The 15393-nt window shown below is 65.0% G+C and carries 14 protein-coding genes and 1 pseudogene; 6 read left to right on the forward strand and 9 right to left on the reverse strand.

Annotated elements, in window-relative coordinates; all coding sequences use genetic code 11:
- Positions 1–38: 38 nt before the first annotated feature.
- Both DWB23_RS02170 and DWB23_RS02175 read right to left on the reverse strand, forming a co-directional pair.
- Positions 39–3110 carry a PAS domain S-box protein gene (locus tag DWB23_RS02170; protein WP_121741165.1) on the reverse strand — a complete coding sequence of 1024 codons (3072 nt, stop codon included), beginning with the start codon at positions 3108–3110 and terminating at the stop codon, positions 39–41.
- A gap of 76 nt (positions 3111–3186) precedes the next feature.
- On the reverse strand, positions 3187–3684 hold the full coding sequence (locus DWB23_RS02175) for a hypothetical protein (RefSeq protein WP_121741166.1): 498 nt from the start codon (positions 3682–3684) through the stop codon (positions 3187–3189).
- Between the two features lie 75 nt (positions 3685–3759).
- Between DWB23_RS02175 and DWB23_RS02180 the strand changes: the two genes are divergently transcribed.
- The 5 genes and pseudogenes from DWB23_RS02180 (at position 3760) to DWB23_RS02200 (ending at position 8297) form a co-directional block, all read left to right on the forward strand.
- Positions 3760–5187, forward strand: a complete 1428-nt coding sequence (locus tag DWB23_RS02180) for an NAD(P)H-hydrate dehydratase (protein WP_121741167.1) — start codon at positions 3760–3762, stop codon at positions 5185–5187.
- Positions 5180–5695 (forward strand): cyclic pyranopterin monophosphate synthase MoaC, encoded by a 516-nt coding sequence (moaC, locus tag DWB23_RS02185; RefSeq protein WP_121741168.1) that lies wholly within the window; start codon positions 5180–5182, stop codon positions 5693–5695. The genes DWB23_RS02180 and moaC overlap by 8 nt, the downstream gene beginning before the upstream one ends.
- 31 nt (positions 5696–5726) lie before the next feature.
- Positions 5727–6754: pseudogene (locus DWB23_RS02190) on the forward strand (NAD(P)H-dependent flavin oxidoreductase).
- A 106-nt stretch (positions 6755–6860) separates the two neighbouring features.
- Positions 6861–7262 carry a hypothetical protein gene (locus DWB23_RS02195; protein WP_121741169.1) on the forward strand — a complete coding sequence of 134 codons (402 nt, stop codon included), beginning with the start codon at positions 6861–6863 and terminating at the stop codon, positions 7260–7262.
- A 54-nt stretch (positions 7263–7316) separates the two neighbouring features.
- Entirely contained in the window at positions 7317–8297 is a 981-nt protein-coding gene (locus DWB23_RS02200) for a DUF7351 domain-containing protein (protein WP_121741170.1), read from the forward strand.
- A 391-nt stretch (positions 8298–8688) separates the two neighbouring features.
- On the opposite strand, the gene DWB23_RS02205 is transcribed toward DWB23_RS02200, so the two are convergent.
- The 7 genes from DWB23_RS02205 to DWB23_RS02235 all read right to left on the reverse strand — a co-directional run bounded on the left by DWB23_RS02205 (position 8689) and on the right by DWB23_RS02235 (position 14337).
- Entirely contained in the window at positions 8689–9450 is a 762-nt protein-coding gene (locus tag DWB23_RS02205; RefSeq protein ID WP_121741171.1) for an archaeal proteasome endopeptidase complex subunit alpha, read from the reverse strand.
- Position 9451: 1 nt separating this feature from the next.
- Positions 9452–10228 (reverse strand): Ntn hydrolase family protein, encoded by a 777-nt coding sequence (locus DWB23_RS02210; RefSeq protein WP_121741172.1) that lies wholly within the window; start codon positions 10226–10228, stop codon positions 9452–9454.
- Between the two features lie 185 nt (positions 10229–10413).
- Positions 10414–11157 (reverse strand): beta-ketoacyl-ACP reductase, encoded by a 744-nt coding sequence (locus DWB23_RS02215; protein WP_121741173.1) that lies wholly within the window; start codon positions 11155–11157, stop codon positions 10414–10416.
- Positions 11158–11350: 193 nt separating this feature from the next.
- Positions 11351–12937 (reverse strand): class III poly(R)-hydroxyalkanoic acid synthase subunit PhaC, encoded by a 1587-nt coding sequence (gene phaC / locus DWB23_RS02220; protein ID WP_121741174.1) that lies wholly within the window; start codon positions 12935–12937, stop codon positions 11351–11353.
- Complete coding sequence (locus DWB23_RS02225) at positions 12934–13482, reverse strand: poly(R)-hydroxyalkanoic acid synthase subunit (RefSeq protein ID WP_121741175.1); 549 nt, start codon at positions 13480–13482, stop codon at positions 12934–12936. The genes phaC and DWB23_RS02225 overlap by 4 nt, the downstream gene beginning before the upstream one ends.
- A 52-nt stretch (positions 13483–13534) precedes the next feature.
- Positions 13535–14020 (reverse strand): hypothetical protein, encoded by a 486-nt coding sequence (locus DWB23_RS02230; RefSeq protein ID WP_121741176.1) that lies wholly within the window; start codon positions 14018–14020, stop codon positions 13535–13537.
- Complete coding sequence (locus DWB23_RS02235; protein WP_121741177.1) at positions 14017–14337, reverse strand: AbrB/MazE/SpoVT family DNA-binding domain-containing protein; 321 nt, start codon at positions 14335–14337, stop codon at positions 14017–14019. The genes DWB23_RS02230 and DWB23_RS02235 overlap by 4 nt, the downstream gene beginning before the upstream one ends.
- Before the next feature lie 269 nt (positions 14338–14606).
- Between DWB23_RS02235 and DWB23_RS02240 the strand changes: the two genes are divergently transcribed.
- Positions 14607–15242: a MaoC family dehydratase gene (locus DWB23_RS02240; RefSeq protein ID WP_121741178.1), complete on the forward strand. Its 636-nt coding sequence runs from the start codon at positions 14607–14609 to the stop codon at positions 15240–15242.
- The last annotated feature ends 151 nt before the right edge of the window (positions 15243–15393 follow it).

Genomic DNA, 15393 nt, shown 5'->3' on the forward strand with positions numbered 1-15393 from the left:
CGATCGAGCGGCCGGCGAGGCGACGGGAGACGCCCGCGTCAGCGCTCGGCCCGCGCCGCCTGCAGCGTAAACGAGAACGTCGACCCCTCGCCGGGTTCGGCGTCGACCCAGATCTCGCCGCCGTGGCGCTCGACGATGCGCTGACAGAGCGCGAGCCCGATTCCCGTCCCGGGATGTTCCTCCCGACTGTGAAGGCGCTGGAACACCTCGAACACGCGCTCTTCGTCGTCGGGATCGATCCCGATACCGTCGTCGCGGACCGATACCGTCCACTTCCAGCCGTTTCGTTCGGCCCCGACGTAAATCCGCGGCGGCCCGTCGCCCGAATATTCGATCGCGTTCGACAGGAGGTTCTGGAAGACCTGCGCGAGTTGGCTCTCGTCGCCGCGGACGCGAGGAAGCGAGTCCGTGGCGATATCGGCGTTTCGCTCCTCGATTTTCACCTGTAGATTGTCGAGAGCGTTCTCGAGTACGCCCTCCAGTTCGATCGGCTCGAGCGGATCGCCCTGCGTATCGACGCGGGAGTATTCTAGAAGGCCGTCGATCATCTCGCGCATCCGCTCGGCACCGTCGACGGCGAACGCGAGGAACTCCGCTGCGTCTTCGTCTAACTCCTCGGCGTACCGGCTCTCGATCAGTTGGAGATAACTCGAGACCATCCGCAGCGGTTCCTGCAGGTCGTGGGAGGCCGCGTAGGCGAACTGCTCGAGGCGCTCGTTGGATTCCTCTAGCTCCTCGATCACCGCCTCGAGTTTTTCCTTGCGTTCGACCTGTTCGGTGACGTCCTGGGTGAAACTCAATCCGGCGAAGATGTCGCCGTCGGCGTCCCGGAGCGGTGCCGTCCACACCCGCCAGCTGCGGCCGTCGAACTCGACCGTGACGCTCCCCGTCTCACCCGCTTCGACGGTGGCTCGAAACAGCGACTCGAGATCGTCGACCGTCTGCGGGGGAAACACGTTCGACACCTGCTCGCCTTCGAGGCGGTCCGCGCTGGGGAGTCGTTCGCCGAGAACGTTTCCCCTCGTCAGCGTGTACCGAAGGTCGCGATCGTAGACCCCGACGGCACCGTTCGGGAAGTTCTCCGCGAGGGTGCGGTACCGGCGCTCGCTCTCCTCGAGCTGGCGCTGGATCTCCTTTCGGTCGGTGATGTCGGAGATGATCCCCTCTACGTCGACGAGTTCGCCGCCCTCGTCGAAGATCCCCCGACCGTAATCGCTGACCCACCGTACCTCGCCGTCGGCGGTCTCGATGCGGTAGGTTTCGGAGAACGTCTCTCCCTCGGCTACCGCCCGGTGGACTGCCTCCCACAGCCTCTCGCGGTCTTCCTCGAGCATGATGTCTTCTCCCCATCCGACGTCGCCACGCTCGAGCGCGTCGGGCTCGTAGCCGGTCACGTCCCGGCAGGCGTCGCTGACGAACTCCATGGGCCAGCCGCGGTCGTTCCGACAGCGATAGACCATGCCGGGAACGTTGGCCATCAGCGCCGAGAGCTGACGCTCTCGCTCCTCGAGTTCCCGTTCGCGTTCCCGTCGTTCGGTGACGTCGCGGGCGACGGAAAGGACGTACGCTCGATCCAGTTCGACGTACGTGGCGTTGATCTCTATCGGGTACGTGGTCCCGTCCTTCCGCCGGTGTTCCCCGTCGAACGTCGTTTGCCCGTCGTCTTTGAGATCAGCCACGAACGACCGCCACGCCTCCCGATCGGGGATTTCGGTCTGGAGGTCGGGGACCGAACGCTGCAGGAACTCCGCCCGCGAGTAACCGCGTCGCCGACAGGCGGTCTCGTTGACGTCCAGATACCGCCCCGTCTCGGGGTCGATCACGAGCACGCTATCGGTCGAACGATCGAGCAGGGTCCGAAACAGCTCGAGTTCCCGTTCGCGCTCCGTGCGCTCGGTGATGTCCCGAACGATACCGGTAAAGTACCGCTCGTTCTCGTATTCGATCTCGCTGAACGAGACCGCCAACGGGACGTCCGAGCCGTCGGCGTGTCGTCCCGTGAGTTCGACGTAGTCCCAGTCCAGCGTCCGATCGTCCGTCTCGAGGTACTCCGTGAGCCCGGCCCGGTGGCGCTCTCCGAACCCGTCGGGCATCAGCGTCGTCAGCGACTCGCCCTCCAGTTCGCCGGGTTGGTAGCCGAAAACGTCCTCGACCACCGGATTCACCGACTGGATCGTGCTCGCCTCGTCGATCGTGACGATCACGTCGCTCGCCGCTTCGGTGAGGGCGTGGTACTGCTCGAGTTGCTGCTCGCGGTTCTTCCGGTCGGTGATATCCCGGAAGTAGACCGACAGCTCCGACTCGGTGGGAGCAGCGTGAACCTCGTACCAGCTATCGAGCGGATCGGGATAGTAGAATTCGAACGTGGTGGACACCTGGGTTGCCATCGCCCGTTCGTACTCGTCTCTGAGCTTCGAGTCGGCCGCCCACTCGAACTCCTCCCAGACGTTCTTGCCGAGCAACCCGCCGCCCTCGAAGTCGATCAGCGACTCGGTGCGGTCGTCGACGCGCGTGAACGTCCAGTCATCGTCGAGCGCGTAGGATGCGTGGGTGATCCGGCCGTAACTTTCCTCGAGTTCGCGCCGCGTTCGTCGGTTCTCGATCGCCGACTCGAGAACGTCTGCAACGCGCTGGACGAAGCTTACGTCGTGCTCGGTAAACGCCCGCCGTTCGGTCGTGTGGGTTTCCAAAACGCCCCACGGATCCCCGACGGAACCGATGACGACACTGATCCCGCTGACGACGTCGTGACTGGCGAGCACCTCGGTGCCGGAAAACCGCTCGTCGGCGCGGAGATCGTCGACGGTGATCGCCCCCTCTGAACGCAGCGTATAGCCCGCCAGAGAGTCAATACCGGAGGGGATCGTCGCCGATTCGACGAGGCCATCGCGCCAGCCGACGCCGTGTCTCAGACGGAGGTCGTCCCCGGGATACGACTCGAGGACGGTCGCGTACTCGGTGTCGAGCGTTTCCGCGACGGCAACCGACGCGTCGCGCAGCACCTCCTCGAGATCGTCGGTCTCGAGGGCACGTTGCCCGAGTTCGGCGACGGCCTCCTGCTGGCGGACCCGCGCGCGGAGTTCGGTGTCCGCCTCGGACGTCGAATCCATTCTGCGATTGCTAACAGAGAGCAACAGGTAAAGTCTTCTATCGAAATGTTAGACCCGCGACTCATCCCGCGGACGGTCACTCGAGAGCCGACGAATACGCCGCGAGCCACGACGGTTTCTCTGTGTAGCGCCACTCGGCCCACGAGGCCTTCTCACCGGCGTAATAGGCTCGGTAGGCCCCCACGGGGTCGCCGGGTCGCTTGTACTCGTCGGGCATCGCTTGCGGCCGCGGCGTCGGTTCGGCGGTCGGAAAGTCGATCGCATCCGGATCGATGCGATCGATCACTCGCCAACTGGCGTGGTCGTCGTCCTTCTCGTACCGGTCGACGAACTCCCTGTTGAGCGCTTCGGCGTGCTCGCGCAGGCGCAGCCAGTTCGCTCGAGACGCCGTCGCCCACTTCGTGACCGGATGGTCGACGTGCGTCGGTTTGTAGAGGAAATCGGCGTCGTACCCGTTCCGTCGAGCCGCCGTACACAGGACCTGTGTGGCCTCGAGCAACAGCTTATTGACGTGCTGGTCGCAGTGATAACGCGCCGCGAGGCGCGGGTCCTCGTCGAGCCAGAAGACGTTCACGAACGTTCTCGGGGACGGAGGCGTTTCAGCGTATCGTCCACAATCTTCAACGGCCGGCCCGTCGAACGCCCAGGTATGATCACAGGCGAGCGGATGGCCGCCGTCGACGAGAACGCCGCAGCGCTCGGCGTGGCCCGAAAGCAGTTGATGGAATCGAGCGGACACGCGGTCGCTCGCACGGTTCGAACGGTTGCGGAGCCCGACGACCGGATCGCGATCGTGGCCGGGCGCGGAAACAACGGCGGGGACGCGTTCGTCGCCGCGCGGTTTCTGGACGAGTATTCGGTTAGCATCCTCCTGCTCGGGAAGTCCGAGAACATCGGGACCGGCATCGCTCGAGAGAACTGGGAGGCTCTCGAGCAGTCGGGGTACGACGCTCGCGAGGTGACGGACTCGAGCGAGTTCGACCTCCCCGAGGCGGACGTCGTCGTCGACGCCATGCTCGGCACCGGAATCAGCGGCGACCTCCGCGAGCCCGCGGCGACCGCAGCCGACGCGATCAACGCGTCCGGCGCGACCGTCGTCGCGGTCGACATCCCCTCCGGCTTCGATGCCGACGACGGCGATCACGCGGCGAACGGCGTCGAGGCCGACCACGTCGTCACCTTCCACGACACGAAACCGGGACTGGAGGGACTCGATGCAGCGATCACCGTCGCCGACATCGGGATTCCGGCCGCGGCAGAACGCGACGTCGGCCCCGGCGATATCGCGCTCGCGCGGCCCGATAGCCGCGACGGCCGACCCTACATCATCGGCGGCGGCCCCTACACCGGCGCGCCGGCGCTCGCCGCCCAGGCCGCGCTCCGCGCCGGTGCAGAACTCTCGTTCGTCGCCGCGCCGGAGTCCGTCGCCGGCGAAATCCAGGGTTACGCCGAGGATCTCATCGTCCAGCCCTACGAGAGCGACGTGCTCACGCCCGAACGGGCCGACGAACTGCTCGAGACCGCCCAGCGCTACGACAACGTGATCGTGCTGGGGCCGGGACTGGGCACCGCCGACGAAACGCTCGCGGCCGCCGCCCAGTTCCTCGAGTCCTACGCCGGCCGGGCGGTCGTCGACGCGGACGCGCTGCGGGTCGTGCCCGACCTCGAGACCGAGGCGACGCTGGTCTGTACCCCTAATCGCGGCGAGTTGGCGAGGATGGGCGGGCCGGATGTCGACGATCTGGCCGCTGCAGCCGACGAGATCGAAGCCTTCGCAGCCGATCTAGGACACATCGTCCTCGCGAAGGGTGCAACCGACGTCATCACAGACGGCGAGCGAACCCGGATCAGCCGGTCCGGCACCGTCGGGATGAAAGTCGGCGGCACCGGCGACACGCTCGCCGGTATCGTCGCGGCGCTGATGGAACACGCCGAACCGCTCGACGCCGCCGCAGCGGGTGCACAGGTTAACGGCCTCGCGGGCGAACGCCTGGCGGAAACCCAGGAATTCGGCTTCCTCGCATCCGAAATGCTTGAGGAACTGCCGGCGACACTGTGGGACGAGAGCAATGAGTAAGAATCCCGAAAACCGGGCGGATCGGTCCGGGGACGCCGACGAACTGACCCACACGACGGACGAGGGAGACGTACAGATGGTCGACGTCGGCGACAAACCCGACAGCGAGCGTCGTGCGGTTGCCGTCGGCGAGATCCACCTCCAGCCGTCGACGATCGAGGCGATTCAGGACGATCAGGTCGGCAAGGGCGACGTCCTCGCGACGGCTCGGATCGGTGCGGTCCAGGCCGTCAAACACACCTGGGAAACGATCCCGATGTGCCACCAGATCCCGATCACGAACGTCGACACCGACTTTTCGCTCGCGGACGATCGGATCGAACTCGAGGTCGGCGTCGAAACGACGGGGAAGACGGGCTGCGAGATGGAGGCCCTCGAGGGCGTCACGACGGGGCTCAACGTCGTCTGGGATATGGTCAAGGCCGTCGAGAAGGACGACGAGGGACAGTATCCGGCGACGGGAATCGAGAACGTGCGGGTGCTCGCGAAGGAGAAACACGAGAAGTGATGTAGCGCTGAGGAGAACCGGAACGCGCACGATGACACTCCGGACGCCTCTCTGTGACACCCTCGAGATCGACCACCCGATCGTGCAAGCGCCGATCGGCAGCGCGACGACCCCAGAACTCGCCGCGGCCGTCTCGAACGTCGGCGGCCTCGGCCACCTCGCGGTGACGTGGCGCGACCTTGAGGAGACGTGATTCGTGAGACTCGCGAACGAACCGAGGAGCCGTTCGCGGTCAACCTGGTACTCGACGAGGCGACGACGACCGTCGGGACAGAGGTGCACCTCGAGACGGCCCTCGAGGCGGGCGCACCGATCGTCTCCTTTTCGTTCGGCGACGCGGCTCCCTACGTCGATCGGGTCCACGAGGCGGGCGCGCTCTCGCTCCAGACGGTCGGCAGCGCCGAGGCTGTAGCTGCTGGGGTCGACGTCGTCGTCACGCAGGACCTCGAGGCGGGTGGCCACGTCCAGAGCGAGGTGGCGACGACGGCGCTCGTTCCCAGCGTCGCGGACGCGGTCGGTGACGAGGTACCGATCGTCGCTGCGGGCGGCATCGCCGACGGTCGGGGAGTCGCGGCGGCGCTCGTGCTGGGGGCCGACGGCGCGTGGCTCGGCACCCGCTTCGTCGCGACGACGGAGGCGAACGTCCACGACGAGTACCAGCGCCGCGTTCGAGAGAGCGACGAAACCGACACCAGCTACACGACGGTGTTCGACAAGGGCTGGCCCGGAATGTCCCACCGCGTGTTGGAGAACGAGACGCTCGAGCGATGGGAGGCGGCGGGGCGGCCGACCGCCGGCGAACGGCCGGGCGAGGATGACGTCGTTGCACGGGCCAGCGGTAACGACGGCGACGGTGACGGCCGGCCGATCGAACGCTACGACGAGGCCCTGGCGACGCCGGATGTCGACGGTGGTATCGGGGATATGGCGCTGTACGCGGGCCAGAGTGCCGGGTTGACGGATAACGTTCGGCCGGCGGATGCGGTCCTCGAGACCCTCGTCTCGGAGGCTCGGGAGACGATCACTCGGGTAGGGACGAGCGTCCGCGATGACAGTTGAGATGGAGTCGGGTGCGCTCAACATCTTCACTCGAGAAGCAGGACCGCGGTTGTCTGAGACGAACCGGAAACATCTACATGATGGAATCGTAACTGGACGGTCGGGAATGAACGCCGCAATCGACATCTGGCTGATACCCGCAGCGCTCACGCTACTCCTCGTACCACTGGCCGGCGCTTGTCTCTGTTACGCGATCGGTGCCGACGCGAGTGCCCGCGGCGCGAGCGGCCTCGGTTGGTGCTCGTTCGCGTTCGTGCTTGCGCCGATCGCCGTCCCCGCGTACCTGCTGTACAGACGCCGGCTTCCCGCTCGAGGCGACTCAGCCGGACGGACCGAACGTTGGATCGGCGCGTTCGGGATCGGCGCAATTGCCGCCTACGCCGTGGGAGCGATCGTCGCCCCGCCGGACCCAATAAGTCTCGTGATCTATACGATTCCGCTGATCGCCATTTTCGTTCCGCTGGCGACGCGCGTCTACGCGCCGAAGCGACGGGGAATCAGCACCTGACGCCGATTGCCGGGCGCGGAACGTACTTTTTCCTCGAGCGCCTAGATCAACGACATGTCCGCCGAGGACGTGGACGACGCCGATTCGGTCCCCGAAACCGACTGGACCGAGCAGCTATCCGCGCCCAGCGACGCCTTTCAGGCGCTCGGCAACGAGATCCGGATGGGCATCCTCGAGACGATGCTCGAGCGCGTCGACGGCGACGGACCGTCACGAGTCACCTTTTCGGAGCTCTTCGAGGCTTCGGAGGTCGACACCTCCGCGGGCTTCGCCTACCACCTCGAGCAGCTCGTCGGGCCGTACCTCCGAAAACACGCGGAAGGGGACGAAAACGGCGATTCCGACGTGACTACGGCGGGCTACGAACTCACCTACGCCGGACTGCAGATCGCTCGCGCGATCGCCACCGGCACCTACACCCACCGGGTCGACCACCCGCCGATCGCGCTCGAGGAGGCCTGTCCGTTTTGCGGACGCGAGGCGCTCGAGGCCGAATCGACGGACAATATCGTGACCGTAGCCTGTGCCGGCTGTGAGCGCCGGCTGTTAGCGCTCGGCTTTCCGCCGTCGGGACTCGAGGCCCACGGACGAAGCTTTCCCGAGGCCTTCGACCGCCACCACCGCCATCGGCTCGCGCTCATGCGCGACGGCGTCTGTCCCGCGTGTGCCGGTGCCGTCACCGCTCGAGTCGATACCCCCTCGAGCGCCGTGGCCGACGAATTACCGGCCGACCACATGGGCCACGTCCAGGCCGTCCTCGAGTGTTCCACCTGCGGCACCGAAGCGCGCTGTCCCGTCACGCTGGCGCTGCTCGAGCACGCGGCCGTCGTCTCGTTCTACCGCGACCACGACCGGGACGTCGGCGACCGCCCGATCTGGAACGTCGGCCACGAGTGGGCCGAAACGGTGCTCTCGGAGGACCCGCTCGCGGTTCGGGTCGTCGTCGAACTCGAGGACGACGTGCTCGCGCTGTACGTCAACGAACGACTCGAAGTAGTCGACGTCCAGCGGTCGTCGGACGCGGAAGACGAGTAGTCCATAGTCAGTGGCGGCGATTCACATCCTATTCCGGACCGGCCATACCACGTTGCGGTGGCGCGCGCTGTGCTGCGGCGAGCGAACAGCGAGACGTAGCATGAATTTGCGCGAGGGATGAGTGAGCGATCGAAGAGAGCGAACGAATCGGTTGGGGAGGACGTGGAAATTATCGCCGCCAGCGGTTGCAGAACACACGTTGTCGTCGTCCGTACGGTATCGGCTCGAGCGTTCCATTCGTACGGAGACCATAGTAGCCACTGAAAATCAATGCACACCCCATCGCACGAGGGCAGCGCGGTTCTCGCTCACTCCGTTCGCTCCGAACCGCGGCTGTGCGATGGGTGTGTACATCGTTTCAGTTGTTACTATAAACGGGTCGAGACGTCGATCACTCGAGTGCCGCGAGCACCGCTTCGATCTCGCCGGTCGAGAACTCGTCGACGGTCCCGGTTTCCGAGTCGATCGTCCAGACGTCGAGGCTCTCCGGCTCGAGGGCCGCGTCACCATCGCCTTCAGCCGTCGCTTCGAGCGCCTCGAGCGCCGCCGTCGTTCCCCGACGTCGATCGAGCGGACCACCGCCGTCCAGTCGATCCTCGAAGAACCCGCTGATCTCGTCGGTGCCGTTGCCGATCGAGACGGCGCGCCAGCCGTAGGGCGTGCCGCTGGGATCGACTTCGAACAGTCGCGGCTCGACGTCGCTCCCGCCCGGCCGGTCGGGATCGATGCCGGCGACGAGCAACGCGGCACCGAACGGTCTCGAGCCGCCGGTCTGGGTGTGCTCCTGAACGTGATCCGCGAGGTGGGTCGCGAGCGGTTCCACGCCGATGGGTTCGCCGTATCGCACCCGATGGTGCTGTGCGACGCGCCGGGCGACGTCGACGAGCTGTCGCGCGTCGGCCGCGTGACCCGCGGAGGCGATGGCGAGGTGGTCGTCGACTTCGTGGATCTTCTCGATCGTTTCCGCCTCGAGCAGCGACGAGCGAACCCGCTTTCGCGCCGCGAGGACGACGCCGTCGTCGGTCGCGACGCCCACGCTCGGCGAGCCGCGTTTGACGGCCTCGCGGGCGTACTCGACCTGGTAGAGCCGGCCGTCCGGTGAGAAGATGGTGTTCCCGCGGTCGTAGGCCTGTTGACCGGTCGTCGAATCCATCTTAGACCGCCTCCTCGTCCGTTCGGGTTCCGACCCCCTCGGATCCGTCACCTGTCCTCGCGACGGCGCGGTCGATCGTCTCGAACTGCTCGAGATCAACCCCGTCGTCGGTGATCGTCGCGACCGTCACTCCGTCGCCGCTCGCGGTATCCCGTTCGGTCGCGCTTCGGACGGCGCTCGTCACGATCGACCGCAGCTCCGGGACGGACGTCCCAGGATCGTACGCGTCCTCGAGTGCGCCGTAGGCGAGTTGCATACCGCTGCCGTTGGCCGCGTACGCCGTCTCCATGACGCTGCCACCGCCGCCGATCCGGTAGACGGCCGGCTCATCGTCGACGCCCGCGAGCACGAGCTCGAGAATGTGGTAGGGACCGCGACGCACGAGATCTCCGGTGACCGTCGCCGCCGTTTCCACCGACGCGGGCTCGCCCTGCCGAAGCTCGTACCGACGGAGTTCGGCTCGCAACTGTCGCACGAGCGACTGCGCGTCGCTGACGCTGCCCGCGAAGGTGACGGCCGTTCGATCGGCGACCGGTTCGATCTTTCGGGCGGATCGGTCCGTCACGAACTGACCGCCGAGACTCGCACGCGTGTCCGCGGCGAGGACGGCACCGCCGTCGCCGACAGCACCGATCGTGGTCGTTCCGGTCGTAATAGCGGTCGGTGCGTCCGCCGGAGCGATCCCTTCCTCGTGTCGGTCGACAGTCGCCGCAGTACTGACCGACGAAATTTCGGCCGACTCGAGGCCGTCCGTGCCGGCACTGTCTCTGGAGTACATCATCGAAGAGGACGGGGTTCAGCGGATTAATTGTTAGCTAAAATATATTTTAGCTGCGGGGGCGTACGAACCCGTCTCGAGCGCTGGAAGCGACTGTGAGCGGGAGAGCGAGGGGGTCGGAGGGCCCGGAGCACGATCCTTGCGAACTGAACGCTCGGCGCGGGAACGGGAACGACGCGCCCTGTCTACAGGTCCATTCCGCCGTTGACGTCGATCACTTCGCCCGTCACGTACGACGACTCCTTGCTGGCCAGGAACCGGACGACGGCGGCGACGTCTTCCACTTCCGCCAGTCGCTCGAGCGGGATCCCGGAGATGATGCGCTCTAAGACCGCCTCCGGAACGCTCTCGAGCATGTCGGTCGCCGTGAAACCGGGTGCGACGCAGTTGGCCGTCGACCCGCCCTTGGCGAGTTCGAGCGCGATCGTCCGGGTGAAGCCGAACATGCCGCTTTTGGCGGCGGCGTAGTTGGCCTGTCCGAAGTTCCCCTGTTTACCGACGACGCTCGAGATGTTGATGAGGCGACCCTCGTCGGCGTTCCAGATGTCGTCGAAGAACTCCTGCGTGCAGTTGAACATCCCGCCGAGGTTGACGTCCATAACCCGATCCCACTCCTCGCGGGTCATCTCGGTGAACTGCTCGTCGGCGGTGATCCCGGCGTTGTTCACCAGCACGTCCGCCGGACCGAACGCATCGTGACAGACCTCTCGCATGTGTTCGACGTCCTCGCGGTTCGCAATATCGGCTTTCGCCGTAACGGCCTGGCCGCCCGCCGCTTCGATCGCTTCGACGGCTTCATGTGCCGATCCTTCCGACGATCGGTAGTTAATCACGACGTTTGCGCCCTCTTCCCCGAGGTACTCCGCGATACCTCGCCCGATCCCGCGTGCCGATCCCGTGATAATACAGGTGCGCCCATCCATGGACATATTAGGTGAACGTTACACCGCTGGCGGTAAATAACGGCCTGTTAGATTCGAAACAGGAGGCGGAGAACGCTCGCCTAGTCGGTCGACTCGTCCGTCGGCCGTCGCCTTCGTGGATGCGCCGATGCCGTCCGGCGACCTCACCGCTGCGTGTCCGAGTCGACCACCGGAACGCAAAACGGAACGGAGGAGAGCGCTATCGGGTCTGTGCCTGTTCGATCCAGTCTTCGATTCGGCTGGGTGAGATCCCCGTCTCGGCGGCGAGTTCTGCAACGTCAGCGGACGCGAGTTGATCGAACGTTTCGATTCCGGCGTCGGCCAGATCGTTCGCGTAGGCCTGGCCGACACCGTTCAGGTCGGTCAGATCGTCTGTTTCTGACTCGATCGCCGTCGACGCCGATTCGCTGGCGACCTCTTCGACGACGTCCTCGTCGACGTTCATCTCGCCCGGTTCCGCGGGCTCGTCCTGAACGTCCGCTTCGCCGCGCGCGGCGACTTCCTCGTCCGATCGATCTTCGCCGTGGAAATCGCTCGTCTCGTCGTCTAACTCGTCGGTCTCGAAGCCGCTCTCCGACTCGACGCCCGCTTCACCGTCGGCGAGATCCGCGGGACCGGATTCGTCCCCGGCGACGTCCTCGGCGAGCGCGGCGTCTTCGTCCTTGGGGTCCGGCGTCTCCGGTTCGGAGTCGACATCGGTGTCGTTCGAACGCTCCTCGAACCACTCACAGACCTGCGGCCAGAGTTCGTCGTGGCTGCGCGAGGAAACCGACATCCCGATGTGGCCCGTCGCGAACTCGAGCGTCTCGGTATCCTCGGAGGGGATCGCGTCGTTGAACGGCGTCGAGGCCTCTGGCGGGATGAGGTGGTCGTACTCCGCGACGATCTGGAGGACCGGCATGTCGATGTTTTCGATGTTGACGTGCTTGCCGCCGAGATAGAGTTCGTTCTCGACAAGCTTGTTGTCCTGGTAGATGTCGCCGATGAACTCCTCGTAGGCGACGCCGGCGACGTCGATCCCCTCGTCGAGCCAGCGCTCCATCCGGGCGAAGTTCTCGACGAACTCCTCGTCTTCCACGTTGTCGAAGAACCGGACGTACTTCGTCACGTTGTTCGCGACGGGGTCCATCAGCGCGAAGCCGACGTCGAGGAACTCCGCGGGGACGTTGCCGAACGTGTCGGTGACCGTTTCGGGGTCGTAGTACTCCTCTGCGCCCCAGAGTTCGAGCACCCCGCCCTCCCCGGTGAAACAGAGCCCGGAGGCCATCAGCGCGAGGTTCTCGACCTTCTCGGGGTAGAGCGAGGCGTACATGGCCGACTTCGTGCCGCCCATGCAGTAGCCGAGGATGTTGATGGAATCCTGCCCGGAGCGCTCGCGAACCTCGTCGACGCAGTTGTCGATGTAGCGGTTGACGTAGTCGTCGAGCGACAGCGAGCGGTCCAGCCTCGAGGGTTCGCCCCAGTCGATCAGGTAGACGTCGAAGCCGGCTTCGAGCAGCGTCTGGACTACCGAACGGTTGGGCTGGAGATCGAGGATGTAGGGCTTGTTGATCAGCGCGTAGACGATGAGGATCGGGATGTCGTGTTGCTCCTCCGTCATCGGCTCGTAGTGGAGCAATTTGAGCTTGTTCTCCTCGTAGACGACCTCGCTCGGCGTCTGTCCGACCTCGACGTTCTCGACGGTCTCGGTCCGCTCGGGGGCGACCCGCGTTTTCTCGGCCAGATCCGCCGTCGCCTCCCACGCCTGCCGTTGCATGTCGAGGACGGTTGCGTACGGGTTCTTCATTGTTCGTCTTCGAGGTGTTCGAGGACGCGGTCGAGTTTCTGCTCGACGGCGTGCTGGCGGCGCTCGAGTTCGACGAGGCGGTCACCGACCTCGACGACGTCGTCTCCGGTTGCGAAGCCGAGCGTTCGCAGCGTCTCCTGGGACGCCTCGTCGGCCTGTTGCTGGAGTTCGAGCACGTCGCCGACGCTCTCGCCGGTCATCTTGGCGAACGCGGTCGTCGACATCACGTCTTTGAACGCCTCGTTCGAGGTGTTGAGCCAGATGTCGCGGAACTCCTCGAGGTCGACGTCCTCTCCCTCGAGTTGATCGTTCATCCGGTCGACCATCTGCTGGGAGGCGTTCATCCACGTCTCGTAGGCGCGGGCGTAGCCTTCGAGACCGTCGGAAACCTCGGTATCGTCGCTCGCCTCGCCGACGGTCTCCGACCAACTTTCGACGAACTTCGCCTGCGCCTCCATGTTCTCCTCGAGCGCGTCGAGAAACTGTTCGTTCCACTGTTCGGCGAACGCGTTCCAGTCCTGCATCTGGGGCTGTGAATCTGTCATTGTGATAAAATTCGGGATCGACTGTGAAAAGGCTACGGCCGACACCGACGGTCTACGCTGAGACGTCGATCTCTTCGGCAGCCTCTTCGACGTTTTCGGCGACGGCCGACACGTTCTCCTCGACTTGCTCGTGGGCGTCGAGGTAGGCGTCGAACGAGTTGTCGACGACCTCGGAGTAGCTGGCGGCGAACTCGTCGTAGGCGGCTTCGGACTCGTCGATCGCTTCGAGGACGGCCTCGAGCGACTGGCGCTGTGCCTCGGTCGCGGAGTCGAAGCCGTCGTCGACGAGTTCGCGGAGTTCGTCGAACTCGGCGGCCTGTTCCGGCATCGAGGCCTCGAGGGCGTCGAAGTACGCGTGGACCGCGCCCTTGGTGAGTTCCGCGTTGGACTCGAAGAGCGAGCCCGACGTTTCGACGGCGTCTCCGAAGGCACTGATCGAGGTCTTCTGGGCCTCGAGGGCGTCGTGGGTGAGGTTCTGGGACTGTTCGAGTGCGGTTCGCTGTGCGTCGAAGACGGCGGTGAATGGGTTCTGAGTCATGGTTGATCCTCTCGGTTGCGCTTGACGGGAACGACGATCGTCTGGACGATATCTCCCTCTTCGATGTCGAGGGCTTCCCGTTCCGGACCGGGAATGCTGATCCGACCCCCGCTCTGGACGCGGGCCTTGAAGGTTGCCGTACCCATGTTCATCGGGCCGAAGCTCGAGTCAGTGTCGAACGGGTTCGAGCCGCTCGCCTGCATCATCTTCTTCAACATCTCCTGCTGGGATTCGGCAACCTGCTCGCCCGCTTCCTGCATCTGTTCGGTGAACATCGCAGGGGGAAACCAGGGCGTTCGGTCGGAGTCGTCCGTCATCAACAGTACCAATGCGCTCGACCCGTATAAAGATTTCCACTAGATACCACCTGATACCACGAGATGGTCTGAAAAGCGTTCAATAACCAGTGAAGGTTTTCTCGCTCCACTCGACGAGCGGCTGTCGTCCGCCGATTTAACGCGTCCGCCGGAGCGAAAATCAGCCTCGAGCGCACGTTTAGTAATCGATTACTAGCGTTTCCGCGGAGTAACTATCTCTTGACGAAGCCAAAGAAGTCATAACGTCCACACACCTACTACCCGTATAGATGTCCCACCAGAACGCTGCGAAAAACAACATCGCTGCGATGACCGACGCGTGGGCGACGATGACGCAGACGCTCTTCCAGAGCGCAACCGCTGCAAACCGTGCAGCCATGTCCGCAATGCTAGCCCCGAACGCGGCGAGCGGGCCCGATGGCGAAACCGTCGCCGCGTCGATCCCCTCCATCGACCACTCCAACCTCGACTGGCAGTTCGACCGAACCGTCGACGACGCCGCACACATCAGCGTCGGCGACACCGTCACGTTCGAAAAGGCGCTGAGCGAGGACGACGTCCGCGCGTTCGCCCACGTGAGCGGCGATACGAACCGGCTCCACCTCGACGAGGAGTTCGCGAGCAAAACCCGATTCGGCGAGCGGATCGTCCACGGCACCCTCGTCTCGGGCCTCATCAGCGCCGCACTGGCCCGACTCCCCGGACTCACGATCTACCTCTCTCAAGATCTCGAGTTCAGCGGCCCCGTCGGCATCGGTGACTGCGTCTCCGCTCGCGTCGAGATCGTCGAAGATCTCGGCAACGACCAGTACCGCCTCGAGACGGTCATCCGGAACGAAGACGACGACGCGACGGTGATCAACGGCGAGGCAGTCGTCCTGATCGACGACATGCCCGAGGAGTAGTCGCCGACTGACAGATCCGCACAACGGCCTCCGGTCGGTTCGGTGTCTTCAGGTACCGATCCGGTTCCCCCGCCCGGATCGACCGGTTGCGACTCGCAGCGATCGGAAAGCGTATCGACGGCATCGTGTTCTCCGACAGTATAAGTAGTTC

Origin of the sequence: Natronorubrum halophilum (assembly GCF_003670115.1) — an archaeon.
Lineage (GTDB): Archaea > Halobacteriota > Halobacteria > Halobacteriales > Natrialbaceae > Natronorubrum > Natronorubrum halophilum.